General features: G+C 39.4%; 20 protein-coding genes. 6 read left to right on the top strand and 14 right to left on the bottom strand.

The window, feature by feature from the left end; genetic code table 11:
• Positions 1–4: 4 nt before the first annotated feature.
• The 3 genes from ACQ86H_RS24875 to ACQ86H_RS24885 all read left to right on the top strand — a co-directional run bounded on the left by ACQ86H_RS24875 (position 5) and on the right by ACQ86H_RS24885 (position 1985).
• Positions 5–331, top strand: coding sequence for a hypothetical protein (locus tag ACQ86H_RS24875; protein ID WP_431292837.1), 327 nt, complete (start codon positions 5–7; stop codon positions 329–331).
• A 1-nt stretch (position 332) separates the two neighbouring features.
• The gene (locus tag ACQ86H_RS24880) at positions 333–713 is read left to right on the top strand and encodes a GtrA family protein (RefSeq protein ID WP_132404032.1); all 381 of its coding nucleotides are present in this window, start codon (positions 333–335) and stop codon (positions 711–713) included.
• Between the two features lie 291 nt (positions 714–1004).
• Complete coding sequence (locus ACQ86H_RS24885; protein ID WP_431292838.1) at positions 1005–1985, top strand: polysaccharide deacetylase family protein; 981 nt, start codon at positions 1005–1007, stop codon at positions 1983–1985.
• A gap of 167 nt (positions 1986–2152) precedes the next feature.
• On the opposite strand, the gene ACQ86H_RS24890 is transcribed toward ACQ86H_RS24885, so the two are convergent.
• Together ACQ86H_RS24890 and ahcY are read right to left on the bottom strand one after the other, a co-directional pair.
• Positions 2153–2494, bottom strand: coding sequence for a DUF6370 family protein (locus tag ACQ86H_RS24890; RefSeq protein WP_138819999.1), 342 nt, complete (start codon positions 2492–2494; stop codon positions 2153–2155).
• A 312-nt stretch (positions 2495–2806) separates the two neighbouring features.
• Positions 2807–4123, bottom strand: coding sequence for an adenosylhomocysteinase (gene ahcY, locus ACQ86H_RS24895; RefSeq protein ID WP_431292839.1), 1317 nt, complete (start codon positions 4121–4123; stop codon positions 2807–2809).
• A 403-nt stretch (positions 4124–4526) separates the two neighbouring features.
• On the opposite strand from ahcY, the gene ACQ86H_RS24900 reads away from it, so the two are divergent.
• Positions 4527–4955, top strand: coding sequence for a CBS domain-containing protein (locus ACQ86H_RS24900; RefSeq protein WP_138819996.1), 429 nt, complete (start codon positions 4527–4529; stop codon positions 4953–4955).
• 238 nt (positions 4956–5193) lie between these two features.
• Here ACQ86H_RS24900 and ACQ86H_RS24905 read toward each other — a convergent pair whose 3' ends face one another.
• The 3 genes from ACQ86H_RS24905 to ACQ86H_RS24915 form a co-directional block, all read right to left on the bottom strand.
• Positions 5194–6642, bottom strand: a complete 1449-nt coding sequence (locus ACQ86H_RS24905; RefSeq protein ID WP_431292840.1) for a M20/M25/M40 family metallo-hydrolase — start codon at positions 6640–6642, stop codon at positions 5194–5196.
• 384 nt (positions 6643–7026) lie between these two features.
• Positions 7027–8082, bottom strand: coding sequence for a TerC family protein (locus ACQ86H_RS24910; protein ID WP_431292841.1), 1056 nt, complete (start codon positions 8080–8082; stop codon positions 7027–7029).
• A complete protein-coding gene (locus ACQ86H_RS24915; RefSeq protein ID WP_138819990.1) occupies positions 8082–9053 on the bottom strand; it encodes a polyprenyl synthetase family protein in 972 nt (323 codons plus the stop codon). The genes ACQ86H_RS24910 and ACQ86H_RS24915 overlap by 1 nt, the downstream gene beginning before the upstream one ends.
• A 289-nt stretch (positions 9054–9342) precedes the next feature.
• On the opposite strand from ACQ86H_RS24915, the gene ACQ86H_RS24920 reads away from it, so the two are divergent.
• Positions 9343–10335 carry an alpha/beta hydrolase gene (locus ACQ86H_RS24920; RefSeq protein WP_138819988.1) on the top strand — a complete coding sequence of 331 codons (993 nt, stop codon included), beginning with the start codon at positions 9343–9345 and terminating at the stop codon, positions 10333–10335.
• 193 nt (positions 10336–10528) lie between these two features.
• Here ACQ86H_RS24920 and ACQ86H_RS24925 read toward each other — a convergent pair whose 3' ends face one another.
• From ACQ86H_RS24925 to ACQ86H_RS24965, 9 genes are all read right to left on the bottom strand, one after another.
• On the bottom strand, positions 10529–11497 hold the full coding sequence (locus ACQ86H_RS24925; RefSeq protein WP_431292842.1) for a YpdA family putative bacillithiol disulfide reductase: 969 nt from the start codon (positions 11495–11497) through the stop codon (positions 10529–10531).
• 143 nt (positions 11498–11640) lie between these two features.
• Positions 11641–13053 (bottom strand): MBL fold metallo-hydrolase, encoded by a 1413-nt coding sequence (locus tag ACQ86H_RS24930; RefSeq protein ID WP_431292843.1) that lies wholly within the window; start codon positions 13051–13053, stop codon positions 11641–11643.
• 526 nt (positions 13054–13579) lie between these two features.
• On the bottom strand, positions 13580–14599 hold the full coding sequence (locus ACQ86H_RS24935) for an asparaginase (protein WP_431292844.1): 1020 nt from the start codon (positions 14597–14599) through the stop codon (positions 13580–13582).
• Between the two features lie 254 nt (positions 14600–14853).
• On the bottom strand, positions 14854–15621 hold the full coding sequence (locus ACQ86H_RS24940; protein ID WP_431292845.1) for a TatD family hydrolase: 768 nt from the start codon (positions 15619–15621) through the stop codon (positions 14854–14856).
• Between the two features lie 28 nt (positions 15622–15649).
• Entirely contained in the window at positions 15650–18625 is a 2976-nt protein-coding gene (uvrA, locus tag ACQ86H_RS24945; RefSeq protein ID WP_431292846.1) for an excinuclease ABC subunit UvrA, read from the bottom strand.
• Between the two features lie 112 nt (positions 18626–18737).
• A complete protein-coding gene (locus ACQ86H_RS24950; protein WP_431292847.1) occupies positions 18738–19490 on the bottom strand; it encodes a hypothetical protein in 753 nt (250 codons plus the stop codon).
• A gap of 487 nt (positions 19491–19977) precedes the next feature.
• The gene (locus ACQ86H_RS24955; RefSeq protein ID WP_138819972.1) at positions 19978–21018 is read right to left on the bottom strand and encodes a ferredoxin--NADP reductase; all 1041 of its coding nucleotides are present in this window, start codon (positions 21016–21018) and stop codon (positions 19978–19980) included.
• Between the two features lie 411 nt (positions 21019–21429).
• Positions 21430–21969 carry a lytic transglycosylase domain-containing protein gene (locus tag ACQ86H_RS24960; RefSeq protein WP_431292848.1) on the bottom strand — a complete coding sequence of 180 codons (540 nt, stop codon included), beginning with the start codon at positions 21967–21969 and terminating at the stop codon, positions 21430–21432.
• Complete coding sequence (locus ACQ86H_RS24965; RefSeq protein WP_431292849.1) at positions 21881–22213, bottom strand: hypothetical protein; 333 nt, start codon at positions 22211–22213, stop codon at positions 21881–21883. Before ACQ86H_RS24965 ends, ACQ86H_RS24960 begins: the two co-directional genes overlap by 89 nt.
• A 262-nt stretch (positions 22214–22475) precedes the next feature.
• Here ACQ86H_RS24965 and ACQ86H_RS24970 point away from each other — a divergent pair, with 262 nt between their 5' ends.
• Complete coding sequence (locus ACQ86H_RS24970; protein ID WP_431292850.1) at positions 22476–24002, top strand: pseudouridine synthase; 1527 nt, start codon at positions 22476–22478, stop codon at positions 24000–24002.
• The last annotated feature ends 129 nt before the right edge of the window (positions 24003–24131 follow it).

A 24131-nucleotide genomic window follows, 5' to 3' on the forward strand; every position in this document is an offset into this window, starting at 1 on the left:
AGGTATGCAGGCAGGTAATTGGTTAAAGCAAAATTATCCTACCGCTAAACCTGCGGTATTAAATTATATCGATGCATTTTCTTTTGATTTTTATGCTCCGGGAGAAGTAAAATATCTGCATAATTATAGTGATCTCGACAAGTCAAAGCATCTAAAAGACTTAGTTATTTACATTCCAGAACAGGAATTGGCAAAACTAAAAAGCGAATACCATGCTGAAATTCTAAAATCGTTTGAATACTTTCATACCACGAAACTGACGGGTAAATTTTTAAACGTGAAAACACGCCCCCAGGTTTTAGAACATTTTTATCTGGTTAAAATACATTAACATGGATTTATTCTTCCGCATCTTAAAATTTGGATTAACAGGTTTTCTCGGGATGGCGATAGATTTCGGCGCAACATGGCTGTGCAAGGAGAAAATCAAAATCAATAAGTACATTGCTAATGCCATTGGTTTTACTTTAGCCGTAACCAATAATTATCTCATTAATCGGATATGGACATTTGAAAGTACCAACACCCATTGGGCAACTGAATTCAGCAAATTTTTAGTAGTGAGTTTAATCGGCTTAGGTTTAAACACCTTCATCATTTATCTTTTTCACCAGCGGAAAAATGGCACCAATTTTTATGTAGCCAAATTCTTCGCGATTGTGATTGTTTTTGTGTGGAATTTTCTGGCGAATATGCTGTTTACTTTTAGGTAAAATACTTTCGAAATAGATCCGGAAACAAGTTCAGGATGACGGTCGGTTCAAAATTTTATGCAATTCGCGCGGACTAATGAGCTAATGACTACTGAACGAATGAACTATTTAAGTAACGTTTTTGCCAATAAAATAGAACACAACAAGCCATATTAATCCTTTAATCAGGAAGAATAAAAACCCAACCAGCCCCACCCGCTTAAACCATAATTTTGCTTTTTCTTTGTTCATGGCGATGTTTGTAAAGGTAACGGATTTGCATTAAATTAGAAAGATTTTAAATAAGGAAATATGAAATTATCTAAATCCATACTGCTCAGCATGTTTTTCACCTGCTTATTCTGCGCTGAAATTTTTGCACAAAATTTTGAAGATATTAAACGCTATAAGGTAAGTTTTGCCCTCGCAAGTGGTGCTAATGAGAAGTTGATTGCGGTCAGAAGTTTTTCGGCAAATAACCAAAAATATTTATTGCTGGTAAATCCTGAAACATTAGATACCAGGGTAGATTTGTCCAGTAATTATGCCACAAGCAGCTTACAGTTCCAAAATGTATTGGCGATTTTTAAAAACACGGCTTATATAAAATCAATAGAAGCCGCAACTGCTAAAGATCTGCAGCTGCAAAACGCAGGGATTGATCACGCCATTCCGAATGAAAAGGGCATTACTTTAACGATCGATCTTTGTCCTTCGCACAAGGCTTTAGACCGGATTATTTTCCAATCAGTTTTCGACGAATTTAAAAAGACAGAGCAGCCCGCCCCACTTGCGGTTTCCGTTTCAGGTAAATGGATGTTAAAACACCAGGATGATCTGAATTGGTTGAAAGGTTTGGTAGAGAAAAAGAAATTGAATATTACCTGGGTAAACCATACTTATAACCATGAAGTCAATAAACTGCCATTGGCTGAAAATTTCCTGCTGGCTCCGGGAACCAACTTAGACGTAGAGGTATTAGAAAATGAAAAAATGATGTTAAAAAACGGTTTAATCCCATCGGTATTTTTCCGGTTTCCAGGATTGGTATCGGATGAGGCGATTGTTGAAAAAATTGAAGCTTACGGATTAATCCCTGTTGGAAGCGATGCCTGGTTAGCCAAAGGACAGCAACCTAACGCGGGCAGCATTGTGCTGATTCATGGTAACGGGAACGAAGAAATTGGGGTGAAAGATTTTATCCAGTTGCTAAAAACGAAACAAGCTGATGTGAAAAACAAACAATGGTTGCTTTTCGATTTAAGAGAGGGTTTAGAGAAAGAATTTGAATAATTTATCGCGTTTTTAACCGCAGAGGACGCTAAGAAAGGCGCAGAGTTCACAAAGATCGCACAATAAATTTACCACAAAGGCACAAAGATCACAAAGTTGGGTTCAGACCGTTTTTAAATCAGACTTAGCGGCTCTTTGCGAAAAGCTTTGCTTCCTTTGCGGTAAAACTACTTCTTAACCGGTAATAACTTTATTTCTTTTGCTTTAAAGCGGTTGTTTACGATTTCGCCGGTAACTTCTGCTTTACTTACCGCATTGCAAAAACCATGTTTACCGTGGGCATCGCCAAAGTCATCAATGCCTTTGCCATCGACAAAATAAGGTTTACCGTCAATTTTAACTGCTAACTCACAATCTTTACCTTTCATTTTAAACTGACATTCGCCACAGGCAATATCGACCACCTGTTTGGTTACTACTTTTGCAGTTGCAAGTTTTTGAGGACTGGTTTGGGCATTTACAGCAACTGAAAACACACCAAGTACAAGGGCGAATATTATTTTTTTCATTATTTGAGTTTTTATCAAATTTAGGATTTCAGCGTTAAAAGAACCACACACTTTGTAAAATAAACCTGATAGAAATGGAAATCCTTTTTGTTGTCATTCTGAGCGTAATCGAAGAACAACAAAAAGATTGGAATGAATAGCAGGACTGATGCCTCCGAAAAGCACTGAACGTACTTTTTCAAAAAACACCTAAAGACACCCCGCCTTACAGGCACCCTCTAGAAGAGGGGAATAAAAAAGGGACATGCATATTGCATATCCCTTAGATATTATGGCATTTAGTTAACTGCTAACTAAAAACTGTAAACTGAACTAGTATCTGTATGTATCTGCTTTAAAAGGACCTTCAACCGGTACGCCGATATAATCAGCCTGGTGTTGATCCAAAACATCTAATTCTACACCGATTTTTTCTAAGTGTAAACGGGCAACTTTTTCATCTAAATGCTTAGGTAAAGTATATACTTTGTTTTCGTAAGCACCAGTATTGGTCCAAAGCTCTAATTGAGCTAAAGTTTGATTGGTAAATGAGTTACTCATTACAAAACTTGGGTGACCAGTTGCGCAACCTAAATTAACCAAACGACCTTCAGCAAGAACGATTACGTCTTTACCATCGATGGTATATTTATCAACCTGAGGTTTAATCTCCACTTTGGTATCGCCATAAGCACCGTTTAACCAAGCCATATCGATTTCGTTATCGAAGTGACCGATGTTACAAACAATCGCTTTATCTTTTAATGCCCTGAAATGTTGCTCGCGAACGATATCACAGTTACCAGTCGTGGTTACCACGATATCAGCTTCTTTAATAGCAGTAGCTAATTTTTTAACTTCGTAACCTTCCATTGCAGCTTGTAATGCACAGATTGGATCAATTTCAGTTACAATAACACGTACACCCTGTGAGCTTAAAGATTCTGCAGAACCTTTACCCACATCGCCATAACCACAAACAACAGCCACTTTACCAGCCATCATTACATCAGTAGCACGACGGATCGCATCAACCAATGACTCACGACATCCGTATTTGTTATCGAATTTAGATTTGGTAACCGAATCGTTAACGTTAATTGCAGGTAAGTGCAATGTTCCGTTTTTCATTCTTTCGTACAAACGGTGAACACCGGTTGTAGTTTCTTCTGATAAACCTTTAATATTCGCGATCAGTTCAGGGAAACGGTCGAAAACCATATTGGTTAAATCGCCACCATCATCCAAAATCATGTTTAATGGCTGTTGATCCGGACCGAAGTGTAAAGTTTGCTCAATACACCAGTCGAATTCTTCTTCGTTTAAACCTTTCCAGGCATAAACCTGAATACCTGCAGCGGCGATTGCAGCCGCAGCGTGATCTTGTGTAGAGAAAATATTGCAAGATGACCAGGTAACTTCAGCACCAAGGGCCACTAATGTTTCGATTAATACAGCCGTTTGGATGGTCATGTGCAGACAGCCTGCAATACGCGCACCTTTTAACGGTTGTGTTGGACCGAATTCTTTACGTAAACTCATTAAACCTGGCATCTCTGCTTCGGCTAATTCGATTTCTTTACGGCCCCATTCTGCCAGTGAAATGTCCTTAACTTTGTAAGGAATATAAGTTGTCTCTACTGATGACATAATTATTTGTTTTTAAATGTGATGCAAAGTTACGGCATCCCTTTGTGAAAGCCAAATAATTAAAGGGTGGGTGAGTTGGAGGATTGTAAAATAGTGCTGCGATTTTTTATACCTAAGTTCGAAAACTTCATGTCTTATCTTATTTTTTTGGAAAACAAGTATGGTAGTTCTTAGCTCAGCTTGAGGCCTGCCATACATTATAGCTCCGATGGAGAATCGGAGGCTGCCATTCCTGTCAGGTTTAGATTAATCAGGTCCTACGGTTTTCGCTCCTAAAGAAGTCAAGTTTGACATGGCAAGGTGCCTATTAAAAACCTGACTTCTTTTAAAATCTCCAAACATCAAAACAAAACTTTGATATCCAGCTAATTATTTCTTAAATTGTTATAACCAAATTAAACTTATGAAAAGCGTAAAACACTTACTCGATACCAAACAGGCCGTCATTATCTCCGTATCAGAAAACATTTCCGTTCTGGACGCCTTAAAAGTGATGACAGAAAAAAATATCAGCGCCGTATTAGTCATGGAAGATGAACAACTTCGTGGCATTTTTACTGAACGCGATTATGCCCGAAAAATCATCCTGCAAGGCAAATCATCAAAAGATACCCTGATTAAAGAAGCCATGACCGCTAAACCCATTACCATCAAGTTTAGCGACAGTATTGATCATTGTATGGAATTGATGACCGATAAACACATCCGCCATTTACCAATCGTAGAAAGCGGTGAGGTAAAAGGTATGGTATCCATCGGCGATGTGGTAAAATTTATCATTGCGGATCAAAAACAGACCATTTCGCAATTGGAAAGTTATATTAGCGGGTAATTGTTGTTCCATGCACGCTCCTATTAATTAGCTATTTAATTTATTTTGTTGGCATTTGGGTTCTTGTTCATAAAAAAGGTTTGTTTATTAACATTAGATTAGCCTTAGCTAACAGAACTAAATCAAATAGATTTCTCCGCTACGGTCTAAATGACGACCCGCCGAACGACGGATTGATCTTAAATCTGTGCAATCTCTTATTCTGTGTAATCACCCGCGAAGCGAATCTGCCAAATCATTACTTCCATCTCCACTCGCCCGCAATGCTTAAAGGTTCTTTCAAGTTCTGCGATTCTAAGAAAGCCCTCAACTCTTCTTCGCCCTGAACACCTACCGGGATTTTCGGTGTATTGGCTAATGCATAAGTTAACATGGCACTGTAGCGTACCGTATTTTTAAGTTCCTGCTCATCAACCAGTTTAAAGCTATCGCCATCAGAATGGTAAAATGGTCCGGAATTATTTGGCAATTTACCTCCGAAACCACCTCCTGTAGGAATACCTTCCAACATAAACGGCTGATGATCGCTATGCAAACCTGCTCCTGCATTAAACAGGTTTTTAAAGCCTGTATCAATCTTTACAATATCAGCTCCCCAAGATGTAAAAAGGTCTTTCATTTCAGCACGTGAAGTAGAGAAACCTTTCGGATCGTTGGTCATATCGTAGTTCAGCATAAATTTCACCTTGTTTAAGGTTCCGTCTTTTTTAGCCTGGTCGATATAAGCTTTAGAGCCCAACAAACCTTGCTCCTCACCCATAAATAAGACAAATTCTACTGTACGTTTGGTTTTTAAATTCAGTTTTTTAAACGTCCGTGCCATATCCATAATGGCGAAAGAACCGATTCCGTTGTCAATAGCGCCCGTGGCTAAATCCCAGCTGTCTAAATGTCCGCCGACAACAATTTTATCTTTTGGTAATTCTGTTCCTTTAAAAGTAGCCACTACGTTTCGGGCTTTAATCATACCAGAGAAATTCGTCATGGCAATGTGCGCTTTTTGTGGCTGCGATTTAACTTGATCTTTCAAAGTCATACCATCCTCCAAACCAATACAAACCGCAGGGATTGGAATTAATTTTCCCGTTACCGATGCCGTTCCTGTTAAAAGCACACCATCCTTTACCGTATTGATGATAATTACACCAATGGCACCATATTTTGTGGCAATAGCAGTTTTTTCTGAACGGTGTAATGATTTTGTTCCGGCCTTAGAGCCTGGTAATACCCCAAGATAAATCAAAGCAATTTTACCTTTAAACTTTTCAGGACTGGCCTGATAATTTGCTTCCAATCCATTACCAGCGTCAACAATTTCACCTGTAATATCCGCACTTACTGGCGAATGCGCCAACGTAACGGCTTTCATTTTAACAAGGCTATTTTTATCAGCCCCAATTTCTACATTGATCGTTTTTCTGGCCCAGCTTTCCACCTCAAAAGGTTGAAATTTTACCTCGCAGCCATAAGATTTTAATAAATCGAAAGCAAATTGCTCTGCCTTTGCTCCATTTGCAGAGCCTGTTAAACGGTGACCGATGGTTTCGGTTTCGTATTTAAGAGTTTTGTAAGCCTTTGAGTTTTGCTGTACATCCGTATTGATTTTGGCAAAAACATCACCAAATTTATCCTGTGCATTGGCAAATAAAGTGGTACAGAGAAGGGCTGTAGAGAAAAGGTATTTCATTAGGTTTAGTTATATCTGCTGAAAATACAAATTTTCGGTAGAGATTGCCAGCTGTAACGTTTATTTTGCTTTTGGATAACCTATAACTATGCTGGAGAAAATTTATGATATAAAATTCAATACAGTTTTTTTAAACAGGTAATGGCTGAGAGAAATCGTCATTCCCAACTCGATTGGGAACCACGGAGTGCTCATGAATGCCTTTGAAATAAGGGAAACTTATGAATAATCGTAATGCAACCGCTTTAAGATTCCCGCCTACGCGAGAATGACGATCGTGCTAATGATTCTGTTTACTGTCGGCACGAAGCATCTGCAACCTACGAAACACCTTCCGATTGCAGTCAAAGATTCTTCGCTGCGCTCAGAATGACAAAACTTAAACTAATGCTTTACATGTACCTTTTTCTTCGGAAAAACCAATGAAGCCACAATGCTAATCACCAGGATGCTTAAAATCACAATCAGTGAATGCTCAGTGGTAAATCCCCATTTTTCCAGGTAAGTATGCCCTAACATTTTTACACCAATAAAAGCCAGTAAAAATGCTAATCCGGTTTTTAAATAATGGAATTTGTGAATAATATTTACCAGTAAAAAGAACATAGACCTCAAGCCCATGATAGCAAAAATATTAGAAAAAAATACAATATAAGGATCTTTCGTTACCGCAAAAATAGCCGGAATAGAATCAACTGCAAATAACAGATCGGTAAACTCTACAATCAACAGTACCAAAAACAATGGTGTAACCATTCTTTTATGGTCTATTTTTACAAAGAAGTTTTTACCCTCGTATTTTGGGTGGATGGAAAATATTTTCGAAGCCCATTTTACCACCGGATGGTTTTCCGGGTCAATTTTATCATCTTCCTCCTTGCTGAAAAACATCTTCACGCCAGTAAATACCAGGAAAGCACCAAAGACATAAAGTATCCAGGCAAATTTGGTAATTAATGCAGCCCCCACAAAAATGAAGATGAAACGCATAATGATCGCACCCAATATGCCCCAGAACAATACCCGGTGATAATATTTTTCTTCAACTGCAAATGCAGAAAAAATAAGTACGATAACAAAGATATTATCTACCGAAAGTGCATACTCAATTACGTAGCCTGTTAAAAACTCCAGTCCGAGGTTTTGCTTATAAACCGCCAAACTCCCTTCAAAATCGCCCGGAATAAGTTTAATATGATGCTGGTGTTTGGTTACAATCTCTTGCAGGTGGGCAAAATCCTTAATTCCATGTAGCTGGTGGCCTTCAGTTAACAAGATAAAATAAAAGCCGATGGCCAGGGCCACCATAATCAAGCTCATTATCCCGGCTTGTTTTAAACTCACTATATGCTCTTTCCTGCTAAAAAGACCAAGATCCAAAGCAAGAATCAGTACAATAAAAAGAAGAAAACCTAAGCTAAAAAGTAATTCGTTACCCATTATTTTTTACGTTCAGTGGTATACAGTACAAGCTGTTCTAAACCTGTCCTGGCTTCACCTGCATCAAAACTGTGCAGAATATTAAATGCTGATTGCTGGTACTCCAACATTTTCTCATTTGCATAATACACACCTTGGTGGGCATTTACAAAATCAATAATCTGTTGTATTTTAACCGGATCGTCCTGATGGTTTTTGACCAGGTTGATCATTTTTTTACGCTCTGTCTTCTCCGCTTTATTTAAGGCATAAATTAAAGGCAAGGTTACTTTCTTTTCTTTAATATCAATACCCAAAGGCTTTCCAACATCATCGGTTCCAAAATCGAAGGTGTCGTCTTTAATCTGAAAGGCAATCCCAACTTTTTCACCAAAAAGGCGCATTTTTTCTATCGTAGCATCATCAGCACCAGCTGAAGCAGCACCCGCAGCACAGCAGGAAGCAATTAACGAAGCCGTTTTCTGGCGGATCACATCAAAATATAAATCTTCCGAAATGTCCATTCTCCGTACCTTTTCTACCTGCAGCAGTTCACCTTCACTCATCTGTTTTACCGCTTCCGATACAATCTGTAACAAACGGTGCTCATTATTGTTTACCGAAAGCAGTAATCCTTTTGCCAGCAGGTAATCGCCTACCAAAACGGCAATTTTATTTTTCCATAAAGCGTTGATAGAGAAAAAGCCACGGCGTTCGTAAGCATTGTCTACCACATCATCATGTACCAAAGTGGCCGTATGTAAAAGCTCTACCAAAGCAGCTCCGCGATGGGTTGATTCTGTAATTCCGCCGCACAGTTTAGCCGCAAAAAACACAAACATCGGTCGCATTTGTTTGCCTTTTTGCTTTACAATATAATGGGTAATCCTATCCAGCAACGGTGCGTCGCTATGCATAGATTCCTTAAAGGTTTTTTCAAACGCTTTAATATCAGCAGCTATAGGTGTTTTTATCTGTTCGATTCCCGGCATTAAGTCGAAAAATTTTGATTGCAAACTTAAGCTAATTTCCCATAAAAAGGTAATCAGAAATCTTATTATTAAGGATTTGAAAAGCAAGGCACGGCAATCTTTAACATCTTTGCTCCTGCTATTGCCCATAGTCCTCGCCCTCATGCTTCGGGCTGTGGGCTATTTGGCGCTATCAGGTTTAACATGATGGGGCAGTGCAGGTAAAAAGGCCCCTCAAAGTGATAATTAATTCCCCTAAAATTAGCTTTATTTAAATTCAAATTTTACATTTAAACCAATATTTAATGGCATGAAAAAACGCTACAAAGTAATTATAGGCCTTTCTGCATTTATTATTGCTGGTTATTTGTTAGGGCCAAAACCCAAAAAACCGGTATTTAGTGAGGAGCTGACCAAAGTGCCCGATCTGGAAGACCTGGACAACTATGTAGCCAGTATCGAATCCATGCATAAAATAAAACCCGGCAACGAAGCTGAAATTGTATGGGCTGATAACCTCCACCAGCAGACAGAATATGCCATTGTATATTTACATGGTTTTTCGGCATCAAAAACAGAAGGCAACCCGGTACACCTAAACTTAGCTAAAGCGCTGCATGCCAATTTATACCTTGCCCGCCTGGCTGATCACGGTATCGATACCCTGGCGCCTATGCAATATTTCACGGCTGACCGCCTTTGGGAAACCAGTAAACAGGCTTATGCCATTGGTAAAAAACTGGGCAAAAAAGTAATTTTAGTGGGTACCTCTACCGGCGGAACGGTGGCTTTAAAATTAGCGGCAACCTATCCTGAAATTAACAGCTTGATTTTAATGTCGCCAAATGTGGCCATCAACGATAAAAATGCCTGGCTACTGAATAATCCCTGGGGATTACAGATTGCCCGTAAAGTAGTGGGCGGCGATGAACGTAAAGTAGACGACCGCACCGACGAGTACAAAAAATACTGGTACACCAATTATCGACTCGAATCGCTGGTAGAACTGGAAGAATTTATAGAAAGCAGCATGCTCAAACCAACCTTTAAAAAGGTAAAACAACCTGTTTTACTGCTTTATTATTATAAAAATGAGCTGGAACAGGATCCTGTAGTACGGGTAGATGCCATGCTGAAAATGTTTGATGAATTGGGTACTCCTAATAATTTAAAGAGAAAAGTAGCAATACCCAATGCAGGTAACCATGTAATGGGATCTTATATTACTTCGAAGGATTTGCCAGGAGTGGAAAAAGCTATTGAAAGTTTTGTAGAGAGTAGACTGAAGGTTCCTGTTTATTGATAATGATTTATAATTCTAAAAGAGTGGTTCGTCATCTCGACTGTAGCGCAGCCGAAATGGAGAGATCTATCTAAACAGATTTTGCTGCGCAGAGCCTTCGGGTTCTCGACCGCGTTGCACTCCGCTCGAAAGGACGATACGCTGCAATGCCTACTAAATATTAATCTAATCCCTAGCTAAACTTCGTAAGACACTAACCCAAAATATTCTTCACAATCATTTCGGCATGTACCCTTGAGTTTTCGATAAACAGTTTGTGGGTATCTAATCCACCGCAAACCACTCCGGCGAGGTATAAGCCCTTTACGTTGGTTTCCATTGTTTCTTCGTTATAGGCTGGGCAAAGTGTTTCGGGCAGATCGATTCCGAATTTTCTCAACATCGAAAAATCTGGCTGGTAACCCGTCATCGCAATTACGAAATCGTTTGGAATCGTTTTAATCCCTTCTGGTGTTTTAATATCCACTTCGCCTTCCCTTATTTCAACAAGTTCAGAATCGAAAAGGGCAGTAACTTCACCTTCTTTAATCCTGTTCTGTATATCCGGGAGAACCCAATATTTAACATGAGGACCAAGTTCACCACTCCTCACCACCATGGTTACCTTTGCACCCTTGCGGTAGGTTTCTAAAGCGGCATCAACACCCGAGTTATTGGCACCAACCACCACTACATTCTGAAAGGCGTATAAATGTGGATCTTTATAATAATGGGTCACTTTTGGCAAGTCTTCACCTTGCACATTCATTAATAAAGGCACATCATAAAAACCTGTAGCCACAATTACATTTCCAGCCGTATAATCTGTTTTAGAAGTCTTGATTTCGAAAAGATTATTATCATTTTTAATCACCTGTTGCACCCGCTCGAAAAGATTGATCTCTAAATCAAATTTTTCGGCAACACGGCGGTAATATTCTACGGCTTCGTTACGGTTAGGTTTAGGATTGATAGTTACAAAAGGCACGCCCCCTATTTCTAACTTTTGCGAAGTAGAAAAGAATGTCATAAATACCGGATAGTTGAACAAACTGTTCACCAAAGCACCTTTTTCTATAATGACATAGCTTAGGTTTGCTTTTTTGGCTTCAATTGCACAGGCCATCCCTATCGGGCCGGCACCTATAATTAATACGTCGTAATGATTTTGATTGTCTGACATCCAAATTTTTTAATTCGCTTTTAAGAGTGGTCGTCATCTCGATCCAATAGCTATCGGATGGAGCATCGCGGAATGGAGAGATCCGTTTAAATAGATTCCTCGGCTGCACTGCGTTCCGCTCGAAATGACGATCTCTTTTAATTTTATACTTTCATTGCTTTACTTGGGCAGGCGAAATCGGTTCTTTTTAAACCGGTATTTTTTATCGCACCATAACCCCCAGCTATATCAATTACATTTTCTACTCCACGCGATTTTAAAATAGAAGCCGCAATCATGGAGCGATAACCACCTGCACAATGAATATAATAGGTCGCTTTCGGATTAATCTCACCAGTCCATTCGTTAATAAAATCCAATGGACGGCTAAGCGTAAATTCTAAATGTTCTGATTCATATTCACCTGGTTTACGCACATCAAGCGCCGTAATTTCATCATTTGATGCCGCCTGCTCAAAAGCTTCTGCCGAAATAGATTCAATGGTATCGATTTCTTTGCCGGTAGCTGTCCAGTTTTCGAAACCGCCATCCAAATAACCAATGGTACTATCATACCCTACACGGGTTAAACGGGTAATCGTTTCTTCTTCTTTGCCCTGGTCGGCAATTAATAAAATCGGTTGTTGTAAATCGGTAATCAAAGCCCCAACCCATGGTGCAAACTGACCGTTTAAACCAATATTGATCGAATTTGGGATAAAACCTTTTGCGAAAAGCTGCGGATCGCGGGTATCGAGCATAATTGCACCAGTTTGGTTGGCCAGATCTTCAAATTGTTGAGGAGTTAAGGCATTTAGTCCTTTTTCGTAAACATCATCAATGCTTTCAACCCCACCTTTATTAATCGCGGCATTTTTAGCAAAATATTGAGGAGGTGGCATAATACCATCCGTTACTTCGGCAATAAACTGTTCTTTCGTTTCCGCCTTTAAAGCATAATTAACCTGTTTCTGATGGCCTAAAGTGTCAAACGTTTCTTTACTCATGCTCTTACCACAGGCCGAACCAGCGCCGTGAGCCGGGTAAACAATTACATCATCAGCTAAGGGTTTTATCTTTTCATTTAACGAATCGTAAAGCATTCCGGCCAAATCATCCATTGTTAAATTTCCTTTTTGCGCTAAATCCGGACGGCCTACATCACCGATAAACAAAGTATCACCACTAAAAATACAATGGTCTTTACCATTTTCATCAGTTAAGAGATAAGTAGTCGATTCTAAGGTATGCCCAGGGGTATGTAATGCAGTTATGGTTAACTTACCGATTCTAAATTGTTCGCCATCTTTGGCGATATGCGATTTAAATTCAGTTTTGGCAGTTGGACCGTAGATAATTTCAGCTCCCGATTTTTCTGCCAAATCTACGTGACCGGAAACAAAATCGGCATGAAAATGCGTTTCGAAAATATATTTAATGGTGGCACCAGCTTTTTCTGCTTTCTTTAAATACGTCGCAACTTCTCTTAAAGGATCAATAATTGCAGCTTCGCCATCACTTTCTATGTAATAAGCGGCTTCTGCCAGGCAACCTGTATATATCTGTTCTATTTTCATGTTTAATAAGTATCGGGGTGTTGAGTATCAAGTATGGAGAAGTGAGTATCAAGACACAACCTTACGCCTTAAACCTTTCGCCTTACACCCTTTTCACAGCAAAAATAGGGCTAAATACTTATAACCGAAATGATGTTGGTCATAATTGCAGAAGTTTTACTTATTGTAGTGCATGATACAGCTTATCTAGATATTAAATTTAGTAATGCTAAATCTTAATCCTTTTTATTTGAAAACGAACGTTTTTGTTGATCTTGGCCAGTGAAGCCCTGCCATTCGCTTTAGTCCCGATAAAAAATCGGGAGCTGCCGCTACTGTCAGGTTTATAACCGAAAGGCCTGTTCCTTACATCATGCCAAATACTGCACTTTGCTAGGTTTAGCCAATTGTACTTATCCTTTGTCTCTAAACCCGATCGAAGCGAGATGCCGATTCTTCATCGGCAGAAACGTGAGCGGGACTAAAAACCTCCAAAAGAGCGGAACTGCTCATTTCCTTAAAAAAAATATTATAAACGCTGGAAACATTATTCCTTTGTTAGCTCTCCCCGCAACGATTCATCCATCAATTTCCGGCTTTCTTCAACTGATAAACCCAAGCCCATTACGAACATCAGTTTGGTTACGGTAGCTTCAAAAGTTAAATCGTAACCGCTTACAATGCCCATTTTTAACAATTCCCTACTGGTTTCATAGCGACCAAGCTGCACCGATCCTTTTTTACACTGAGAGATATCGATAATGATTTTTCCATTTAAAATGGCCTGGCGCAAACTATCTAAAAACCATTGTGCAGTGGAGGTATTACCTGATCCAAAAGTTTCTAAAATGATGGCATCAACCTTAGAATCTGTGATGGCCTGAACGGCTTGTGGTGTAATTCCCGGATATAATTTAAGCACACCAATATTCGAATTAAAACTGGTATGCAATTTTAATTCACCGCCGGTAGCTTTTAAAATATAATTTCTGTGAAACTGTAAATGTATTCCAGCTTCTGCAAGTACCGGGTAATTTGGCGAACGGAAGGCTTCAAACTTCTCGCTATTGTATTTAATAGAACGGTTGCCCCTGAACAATTGTGCATCAAAATAAATGCAAACCTCCGGAAATAATGCTTTACCATCTTCTTTGGTAGCAGCTATCTCTAAAGCAGTAATTAAATTTTCTTTGGCATCAGTCCTGATTTCGCCAATAGGCAATTGCGAACCGGTTAAAACAACAGGTTTATCCAGGTTTTCGAGCATGAAACTCAGTGCCGAAGCGGTAAAAGCCATGGTATCAGAACCGTGCAAAATCACAAAACCATCGTACTGATCATATTTATTGTAAACCAGTTCGGCCAATGTTTTCCATATTTCAGGGTCCATGTTTGATGAATCTAAAACCGGATTGAAAGAGTGTACATCTAACTGGTAATCTAAACGGCCCAGTTCCGGAACGTTTTCTTTTATCTGCTGGAAATCAAACGGAATCAACATCCCGTTTGTAGGATCGTTAACCATACCGATGGTACCACCGGTATAAATTATAAGTATTTTGGTCATTTGGTTTAGTGAAGGTTGCTCAGCGCAAAGAAACTAAAAATTTATAAATGATTCGGCGATATTTTTAAATTAGCAATAAAAAAGCTAAAAAACATTAATTTTTTACCAAAATAATAAAATTATAGTCAATATTCTGAAATATAAGAAATAAATAATATCATTATCCTGCATTAGAGATACCTCAGCAGATTTCTCCATTACGCTACGCTCCAGTCGAAATGACGACCGACCTAAACCCGACTGAGGACTCAATCCTAGACTCCAAAAATCTTTTTCGAATTTTCTGTAGTTACATCCGCTATTTCTTCAATAGAAACGCCATAAATATCAGCCAGTTTTTGTGCGATATAAACCAGGTAACTGCTCTCGTTAGGTTTACCACGGAAAGGAACCGGTGCCAGGTAGGGAGAATCGGTTTCTAAAACCAGATCAGTCAAAGGAATATCTGCCAATACCAGGTCCAAACCCGCTTTTTTATAAGTGACCACACCACCAATGCCTAAATAAAAATTAAGGTCAATGGCTTGTTTTGCCTGAGCCAAATTACCGGTGAAACAATGGAATATACCTCGCAATTTTTCATCACGTTCACTTTCCAATACTTCAAAAACTTCATCAAAAGCTTCTCTGCAATGGATTACAATCGGCAGCTCTAACTCTTTTGCCCAGCCAATCTGTTTGCGGAAGGCATCTTGCTGGATAGTTAGAGTAGTTTTATCCCAATATAAATCGATCCCGATTTCGCCAATGGCATAAATTTTCCGCCCGGCAATACTTGTATATATTTCATCCAATAGCGCCTGATAATCTTCCTTTACATCACAAGGATGCAGGCCGGCCATTGCAAAACAATTTTCAGGGTATTTTGCCACCAGGTCATCAATCATCGTGATCGATTTCACGTCAACATTGGGTAAAAACAAACGGTTTACATCGCTTTCAAAACAACGTTCCATTAGCTGCGCCTGTTTCTCGGCATCCTGCTCGTAATATAAATGGGTATGGGTATCGGTAAAAAGCATGTTATGTTATAGTATCAAGTATTTAGAATTAAGTATCAAGATGGATTGCTGCTCTTGATACTTTACATAAGAGGAGTTCTATTTCTTTTTCGGCCTTGCTTTTTTTCGGTGCTTTGACTTTGGACTCCGGACTTCCGCCTTCGGACTTTCCGTTCTGCGGCATCCATTCCATTTCCTTTTTCAAAAATTTTCCGGTTAAACTAATCGGGTTCTGGATCAAACCTTCTGGTGTACCTTCAAACAAAATCCTTCCACCGCCAGCACCTCCTTCTTCGCCTAAATCAATCACCCAATCGGCAACTTTAACCACATCTAAATTATGTTCGATCACCAAAATGGTATTTCCTTTATCAACCAGCTCCTGCAATACGCCCAAAAGCACGTTAATATCTTCAAAGTGAAGTCCTGTTGTAGGCTCATCTAAAATATAAAAGGTCTTTCCGGTATCTTTTTTCGAAAGCTCCGTCGCTAGTTTTACACGTTGCGCCTCCCCTCCGGATAAAGTAACCGACGATTGGCCCAAAGTAATATAACCTAAACCAACATCTTTTAAGGTTTTGATCTTTCTATAGATGATCGGAATATTTTCAAAGAAAGTACAGGCATCTTCGATACTCATATCCAATACATCACTGATCGATTTTCCACGGAAACGTACCTCTAAAGTTTCCCTGTTGTATCTTCTTCCACCGCACTCTTCGCAAGGCACCTGCACATCAGGTAAAAAATTCATTTCGATCACCTTCAAGCCGGCTCCCTGACAGGTTTCGCAGCGCCCACCTTTAACATTGAAAGAGAAACGGCCGGGTTTGTAACCACGAATTTTCGCTTCAGGCAATTGAACAAACAGATTCCTGATATCAGAGAAAACCCCGGTATAGGTAGAAGGATTAGAACGTGGTGTTCTGCCAATCGGTGCCTGATCAATCTCGATTACCTTATCAATTTCTTTTAAGCCATTGATTTTTTCGTAAGGCAAAGGCGTTTTTTTGGCCCTAAAGAAATGATGGTTTAAAATAGGATATAAAGTTTCGGTAATTAAACTCGATTTACCACTTCCTGAAACTCCGGTTACGGCAATAAATTTACCCAAAGGAAAATCTACTGAAACCTCTTTCAGGTTATGTCCGGTTGCTTTAATAAGCGATAGTTTATGTCCGTTGCCTTTCCTGCGGAATTTTGGTGTTTCAATCTGCCTTTTGCCATTCAAATAATCGGCAGTTAAGGTGTTCGATTTCAGGATCTGCGCAGCTGTTCCTTCGGCTACAACAGTACCTCCATGGATACCGGCACCAGGGCCCACATCAATTACCCAGTCGGCTTCCAAAATCATATCCTTATCGTGCTCTACCACTAAAACGGTATTTCCCAGGTCGCGGAGATTTTTTAGTGCATTAATCAAACGTTCATTATCACGCTGGTGCAGACCGATACTGGGCTCATCGAGGATGTACATGACGTTCATCAGCTGCGAACCAATCTGTGTGGCCAAACGGATACGCTGCGCCTCACCACCTGAAAGTGTACGGGCCGTCCGGTCTAAGGTTAAATAAGTTAAACCTACATCAGTTAAAAAACCGATCCTGGCTTTAATCTCTTTTAAAATTTCTTTGGCGATAATATTCTGGCGGTCAGACAAACGTTCATCAACTTTTTCGAACCACTGATGAAGATTATTGATATCCATCGATGAAAGTTCGAAAATGTTTTTGCCATCAACTTTAAAATGCAGGCTTTCTTTTTCAAGCGTGCACCATGGCATTCCGGACAGGTTTTCAGTTTCCTGAACTCGTCCATATCGTCGGATGCTGATTCGCTCCTCTTTTTCGTTCTGCTCTTCGAGCATTTTAATTATCCCATCAAATGTGATGTTATAATTCTGAACGTTCCATTTATTGTATTCAACCTCAACCTTGATCAAATCGGGTGAACCGTTTAAAATGATATTGATCACTTCATCGTTTAATTTTTCAATGGGCGTAGAAAGTGAGAAACTGTATTTTTTGGCCAGCGCTTTTAATACCTGAAACATCCAGATGTCGCGGTATTCGCCCAATGGAGCCAAACCACCGTTTAAAATACTGAGTTTGGGGTTAGGGATAACCGAATCTTTATCGACTACAAAAATATAACCCAAACCATCACAACGTTCGCAGGCGCCATAAGGCGAGTTGAACGAAAAACTATTGGGTTGAGGTTCGTCATAAGAAATACCCGTGGTTGGGCACATCAAAAACTTACTAAAGTGCGCTACGTTATTATCTTTATCGCTGATTTTGATTACTCCTTTACCCATTTTCATTGCAATCTGCAATGAATCGAGCAGGCGTTTTTTATCTTTCACGTCAATGATCAGGCGATCGATCACCACTTCAATATCGTGGATTTTATAACGATCTACCTGCATTTTAGCAGTAATATCTTTTATTTCTCCATCTACACGCACTTTTACATAACCCTGCTTACGGATCTGCTCAAAAAGTTCACGGTAATGCCCCTTTCTGCCTTTAACTACCGGAGCAAGGATATTTACAGCTAAACCATCAAATTTATTGAAGATGTTCTGCAGGATCTGGTCTTCGCTCATACGCTCCATTTTCTCACCGGTATTGTACGAGTAAGCATCGGCAACACGCGCATAAAGCAAACGCATAAAATCGTAAATTTCGGTAATGGTACCCACGGTTGAGCGCGGATTTTTGCTGGTGGTTTTCTGCTCAATGGCAATAACCGGACTTAATCCTGATACTTTATCTACATCCGGGCGCTCCATGCCTCCCATAAACTGGCGGCTGTAAGCGCTAAATGTTTCCATATAACGGCGCTGACCTTCGGCATAAATGGTATCGAAAGCCAATGATGATTTACCGCTGCCACTTAAACCCGTGATTACCACAAGCTCGTTGCGCGGAAAACTAACATCTATATTCTTTAAATTATGTACCCTCGCACCATATACTTCTACATCTTTTTGCTCGCCGAGGTCGATAGATTTATTGCTCATATTTCATTTAAAGTTGGGGCCAAAACCAGGCCTTTAAAAAGACCGGATTTTAATCCGCAAAAATGCTAAAAATTTTATCAAAAAGAAAGTCAAAACCAATCTGTATTACCTATTAATTGTCATAATGTCGGCTTCTATTTCTAAGGAAACCAGATGATAAGCCAAAGCGCACATAACCATAATGATCCTGAAAATAGATATTGTAATTATCTTCGCCATAATAGCCTACCGCCGCCATTAGAAACACATTGTTCATAAACGGAAAACTGTAATTAAAATTGATTTCAGCATTAAGCCTCTTCTGAATATTGTCAAAATTTTTCGATGGAATTTTATTTACGGCATAAGATAACTCGGTATTTAAACGCCAGGTTTCTTTTTCGGTTTTTACTTTTTGCTTATTCCGGGCATTTTTTTCGGTTTCATCATACCTGCGCCAGGAGAATCCGTACAGCACTCTTGTAAATCCGAAACCTTCATTTAGCGCAGGCTCATACCTGAAAAACTTATACCATTGCAAACCGACGCGATGATTGAAAGAATAATAGCTTTGATCGGTATTAACAGGTGTAAAATCTCCAAAGCGATAAGAAAGCGTTAAATAATTTGCATTAAAATTTCCGGTGCGGGTGTTAATTGTTCCATCAGGATTAAAGGCAGACTGATCCTGACCGTTTGAATGGTGGGTAAAAGCCAATTCAGCATATTTATAATGTTCGGGATCGGGATTTAACCTGGCATAAAGTGCTCCGCCCAAACGGTAACTCGGCGTTCGTACAGCAGCCGAAAATTCTGTCCGCACCCGTACCGTAAAATCAGGGATAATTGCAAAAGCAATGGGCGATTTATAACTACCAAAAAGCATATAAGTGGTGGTGAGCCGACCGTTGATTACATATTTTGAAGGTGCGCCCAATTCGCCACCCGGCGCCGTATAGGCTAAATCAGCATTTTCTTTGTATAGATGAATATATTCTTTATTGGCAAATTCTCTTTTTATTGCTATTGAATCCTGAGCAAAGGATTGTAAACAGATGAAGCAGATGATAAGCGTAAAAAAGTTTTCGTCATATCAGATAAACGCTGATAATGAGACAACGGTTTTGTATTTTTAGAGAAAATAACAATCGCTAATCAAATGATACAAAACTTAAAAAATCACGAAGATTACAGATCAACAGTTAGTTTCCACCTCACCGGAGAATTAGGTTAGATTTCAATAATTAAGCACATCCAAAAGATCTCTCGGCTCCGTTACTCTCCGCTCGAGATGACGATGCAACGATGAACGCCACGTTAAGCAATGAAGCTGTAAACGAATGACCAATGAACGATTGAACCAGTGAACTAACCTACCACTCTATCGTCGTTCCATTTTCAGTTGGGTGACCCGTACAAACCAGCACTCTTCCTCTTTCCAGTTCATCATCGGTAAGCACTTCGTTGTAATCCATCCTTACCCCACCTTTGGTACAATTGGCCACGCAGGTGCTGCATACGCCGCCACGGCAACTGTAAGGAAGTTTAATTTTATTTTCGAGTGCTACATCTAAAATCCGCTTTGGCCAGGGCACTTCAAGATTATATGATTCCCCTTTAAAATTTAAAACAACCGAATACGTATTTTTATCGACTATTTTTTCAGAACTATCGTCCTCATCAACCTCATCTTCCGGCAGCACAAAAGTCTCCCTTTTGATCTGTTTGATATCGAAACCCATACCCAATAAGGTGATCCGGCATAAATCCATGTAGATTATTGGTCCGCAACTATAAAACAGCGCATTATCCCGATCGAAATGTAAATGTTCTTTGATTAATTTCTCGATATAGAACTTGTTCAGCCTGGCAGTCATTAAGTTTTTGCTGTTGCTAAAAATCCAGACAATTTTTAACCTATCGGGGTATTGCTGTTGCCATTCGATCAGTTCATCATAAAACAAAGTTTCTTCTTTCGACCGGTTACTATATATTAATGTGATCAAAGATTTCTTTTCGCGTACCAATGCCGTTTTCATAATCGAGAACAAAGGTGTAATGCCGACTCCCGCAGCAAAAAGAAAAAGATCACGCTCTAAATTTTCTTCAGGCAAATAACTAAACAAACCCTGCGGTTCCTGAGCCAAAAGAATATCATTTACTGAAGTTTTATGATGCAAAAACCTTGAAATTTCTCCATTCTCTACCCGCTTTACCGTAATAGCCAAAGGTTCATTTACATCTGGAGAACTATTAAAAGAATACGATCTTCTCACCTCTTTATGTTTCCCCTGAAAAACCAACGATAAAAACTGTCCTGCCAAATATTTTGGGTATTGATCTACCTCTTCAAATTGAAAAGTAATATTATCGCCGGGCTGATTGATGATTTTATTAATGCGCAGTTTGAACATGATACAAAGAAAGGAAATTGGTTTATTAGTTCAATAGTTCATTGGTCATTTGTTCATTGGTAACTGCAAATTGCCAACCGAAAACTGTTCATTGGTTCATTGGTCATTTGTTAATTGGTAACTGCAAATTCCCAACTGAAGAACTGTTCAATAGTTCATGAGTCATTTGTTCATTAGTAATTGCCAATTGTAAACTGTTCAATCGTTTCATTGTGATTGCAAATTGCCAACTGTAAACTGTTCATTGGTTATCGTGGTGAGAAAAACTACTCGTGGCTTTGCGATAAAGAAAACATCTATCAGCAAAACAAACCTGTGTAATCCAACGATCTGTGAAATCACCCTAAATAAAAAGCGTCCCGATTGAAAACCGGGACGCCTTACCAAATGCTTGTCTTTATCTTAATTATATTATCCGCCGTTATAGGCCAATAACACTCTCGGTTTTGCGTAACCGTAACGTTTCGGATGTTCCATAATCTGTTTCATAGAAATTACTTTATAAACATAGCCACCGGTTTCGCGGTTAAGCCTCATTTTGTAGTAATTATCCTGATTTTGATTATTGATCTGCTTGCGTAAGCGTCCGTCGCCAACATTGTAAGCCGCAGCTACCAATGTCCAGCTTTCTAAACCTTTATACATTTCTTTAATGTATTTACAGGCTGCAATGGTCGATTTGCGCAGGTTATAGCGCTCATCAACATTTCCATTTACTCTTAATCCATAGGTACGGGCTGTGCCAGGCATAAACTGCCAGATTCCGGCTGCACCTTTTGGAGAAACCCCTTCCGCCATTCCAGATTCGACCAATGCCAAATACTTAAAATCGTTCGGGATTCCGTAAGCAGCGAGAATGGGTTCAATTACAGGAAACCATTTTGCTGCTTTTGCGTGCAGGCGGTTGGTTTGGGTATTTCCGTAAGTGTGTGCTGCAAGAATTTTTTTCATTTTGCGTTCTACCTTTTTTATCGCCTAATGGCAGGGTTTCTTCCGCGAAATTCAACTGTGCCATTAAAGATTGAGGGGCTTCCTCGTTTTCTACTTTCAGGCTATCAGATTTGGGTATTGTAGTGTTTAATTTTTCTTCTTTTAAAAGACTTTTTTGTGCTAAGGGCATTTGGTAAGCGAACACTTTTGCCAAGATAAATAGTGTTGCCACTACCGCAAATGGTACGATGTGTTTCTTTAACATTTTCCTCCTTTTTTTGGTGAACTTATATAAAAACGTTGGCAAAGGTAAAAAATAATAAGCACATTATCAAACAGTTACAGGAATAAGCCCAAAAATCAGCCTTTAAAGTGCTTTAAACGTGGGTTTTAATTTTTGATTTTCAGGCAAATTTCCCTATATTAGAGGCTATTTTTTTATCTAATTTTTCAGCTGCTAAAATTGTTATGTTCATCATTTTTTCATAAATTTGCAGCCCGCATTTTTAATGCGTTAAAAGCGTATCATGATAAATAAAAACAACAGGAACAGTCGGGATGACAAGTCCAAACCAGGCAGTCGGAGAACAGAAGGCAGAAGTAGTTCGGCCGGGTCTGACAGAAAAAGATCAGACGACAAAGACAGCAAATTCAAAAAATCATCCGATTCAAAAGAAGGCTTCAGACCCAGAAGCGCAGACGGTAAAGATTTCAAATCAAAATCTTTCGGAGACAAAAAAGATTTCAAATCAAGATCAGGCGGACGTGATTTCAAATCAAAAGATTCGGAGCCACAGAGTTTTAAATTCGGCGATCGTGAGTTTAAATCTAAAGATTCAGGAGCAGAAGACCGTGGTTTTAAACCAAGAGAAGGTAAATCAAGAGATTACAAGCCAAGAACCGGCGACCGCGATTTCAAATCGAGAGAAGGTGGATCTAGAGATTACAAACCAAGAACAGGAGACAGGGATTTTAAACCAAGAGAAGGTGGTGCAAGAGATTATAAGCCAAGAACAGGAGAGCGTGATTTCAAATCTAAGGATGGAGATTCGAGAGATTTTAAACCGAGAACTGGCGACCGCGACTTTAAATCGAGGGATGGTGGATCAAGAGATTACAAACCAAGAGAGGGTGGCTATAAAGATTACAAATCAAGAGGCAAATCAGATGATTTCAAGCCAAGTGCTGGAAGTTCAAGAGATGTAAAGCCCAGAGAACCAAAGGAAGGTGATACCCGTCCGTTTAGAAAACGTGAGGAGGCACAGCCAAGAGATACAGAATTTAACCGCCCGGAGCGCACTGTTATTACCCAGGGCCGTAAAACAAACGAAGATAAAGGCTTAATCCGCCTAAACAGATATATTTCAAATGCAGGCATCTGCTCTCGTCGTAAAGCCGATGAGTTAATTATTGCAGGTATTATTACCGTAAACGGCGAAGCGGTTACCGAACTGGGACATAAAGTTGACCCTGCAAAGGATTTGGTTCGTTATAACGGCGAATTATTAAAACGCGAGAAAAAAGTTTACGTTTTATTAAACAAACCAAAAGATTACATCACCACTACCGACGATCCACAGGAACGCCGTACGGTAATGCAATTGGTTGATAAAGCCAGTCGTGAGCGTATTTACCCGGTTGGACGTTTAGATCGCAATACCACAGGCTTGTTGTTAATGACAAACGATGGTGATTTAGCCGATAAATTATCACACCCTAAAAACGGTATCACTAAAATTTACAATGTCGAACTGGATAAATCTTTATCACAAGGCGATTTAAACAAGATTGCCTTTGGTTTAGAGTTAGAAGATGGTTTGATTAAACCTGATAACATTTCTTACGTTGCAGGTGGAACCAAGAAAGAAATCGGTATCCAGATCCACAGTGGTAAAAACAGGATTGTTCGCCGTATTTTCGAACACTTAGGTTATAATGTAGAAAAATTAGACCGTGTAGTTTATGGCAATTTAACAAAGAAAGACCTGCCACGTGGCAGATGGCGCTATCTTGAAGAACATGAACTGATTCAGATTAAACATTTAATAAAATAATACATAAGGCAGCCGATTGGCTGCCTTTTTTGTTTATTGTTTTTTACCACCAGGTACACAGAGAAAAAGTACGAAGGTCACAGCGCAGGCATCCATTGAATAGTCTCTAATAATTAAGAAACATCTTCC

Origin of the sequence: Pedobacter sp. P26 (assembly GCF_050632135.1) — a bacterium.
In the GTDB taxonomy this organism is placed as follows: Bacteria; Bacteroidota; Bacteroidia; order Sphingobacteriales; family Sphingobacteriaceae; genus Pedobacter.

What these genes read in the sequence shown, in the direction of transcription:
- ACQ86H_RS24875 (WP_431292837.1), top strand. Translation starts at nt 5, where the DNA reads ATGCAGGCAGGTAATTGGTTAAAGCAAAATTATCCTACCGCTAAACCT.
- ACQ86H_RS24880 (WP_132404032.1), top strand. Translation starts at nt 333, where the DNA reads ATGGATTTATTCTTCCGCATCTTAAAATTTGGATTAACAGGTTTTCTC.
- ACQ86H_RS24885 (WP_431292838.1), top strand. Translation starts at nt 1,005, where the DNA reads ATGAAATTATCTAAATCCATACTGCTCAGCATGTTTTTCACCTGCTTA.
- ACQ86H_RS24890 (WP_138819999.1), bottom strand. Translation starts at nt 2,494, where the DNA reads ATGAAAAAAATAATATTCGCCCTTGTACTTGGTGTGTTTTCAGTTGCT.
- ahcY (WP_431292839.1), bottom strand. Translation starts at nt 4,123, where the DNA reads ATGTCATCAGTAGAGACAACTTATATTCCTTACAAAGTTAAGGACATT.
- ACQ86H_RS24900 (WP_138819996.1), top strand. Translation starts at nt 4,527, where the DNA reads ATGAAAAGCGTAAAACACTTACTCGATACCAAACAGGCCGTCATTATC.
- ACQ86H_RS24905 (WP_431292840.1), bottom strand. Translation starts at nt 6,642, where the DNA reads ATGAAATACCTTTTCTCTACAGCCCTTCTCTGTACCACTTTATTTGCC.
- ACQ86H_RS24910 (WP_431292841.1), bottom strand. Translation starts at nt 8,082, where the DNA reads ATGGGTAACGAATTACTTTTTAGCTTAGGTTTTCTTCTTTTTATTGTA.
- ACQ86H_RS24915 (WP_138819990.1), bottom strand. Translation starts at nt 9,053, where the DNA reads ATGCCGGGAATCGAACAGATAAAAACACCTATAGCTGCTGATATTAAA.
- ACQ86H_RS24920 (WP_138819988.1), top strand. Translation starts at nt 9,343, where the DNA reads ATGAAAAAACGCTACAAAGTAATTATAGGCCTTTCTGCATTTATTATT.
- ACQ86H_RS24925 (WP_431292842.1), bottom strand. Translation starts at nt 11,497, where the DNA reads ATGTCAGACAATCAAAATCATTACGACGTATTAATTATAGGTGCCGGC.
- ACQ86H_RS24930 (WP_431292843.1), bottom strand. Translation starts at nt 13,053, where the DNA reads ATGAAAATAGAACAGATATATACAGGTTGCCTGGCAGAAGCCGCTTAT.
- ACQ86H_RS24935 (WP_431292844.1), bottom strand. Translation starts at nt 14,599, where the DNA reads ATGACCAAAATACTTATAATTTATACCGGTGGTACCATCGGTATGGTT.
- ACQ86H_RS24940 (WP_431292845.1), bottom strand. Translation starts at nt 15,621, where the DNA reads ATGCTTTTTACCGATACCCATACCCATTTATATTACGAGCAGGATGCC.
- uvrA (WP_431292846.1), bottom strand. Translation starts at nt 18,625, where the DNA reads ATGAGCAATAAATCTATCGACCTCGGCGAGCAAAAAGATGTAGAAGTA.
- ACQ86H_RS24950 (WP_431292847.1), bottom strand. Translation starts at nt 19,490, where the DNA reads ATGCTTTTTGGTAGTTATAAATCGCCCATTGCTTTTGCAATTATCCCT.
- ACQ86H_RS24955 (WP_138819972.1), bottom strand. Translation starts at nt 21,018, where the DNA reads ATGTTCAAACTGCGCATTAATAAAATCATCAATCAGCCCGGCGATAAT.
- ACQ86H_RS24960 (WP_431292848.1), bottom strand. Translation starts at nt 21,969, where the DNA reads ATGAAAAAAATTCTTGCAGCACACACTTACGGAAATACCCAAACCAAC.
- ACQ86H_RS24965 (WP_431292849.1), bottom strand. Translation starts at nt 22,213, where the DNA reads ATGTTAAAGAAACACATCGTACCATTTGCGGTAGTGGCAACACTATTT.
- ACQ86H_RS24970 (WP_431292850.1), top strand. Translation starts at nt 22,476, where the DNA reads ATGATAAATAAAAACAACAGGAACAGTCGGGATGACAAGTCCAAACCA.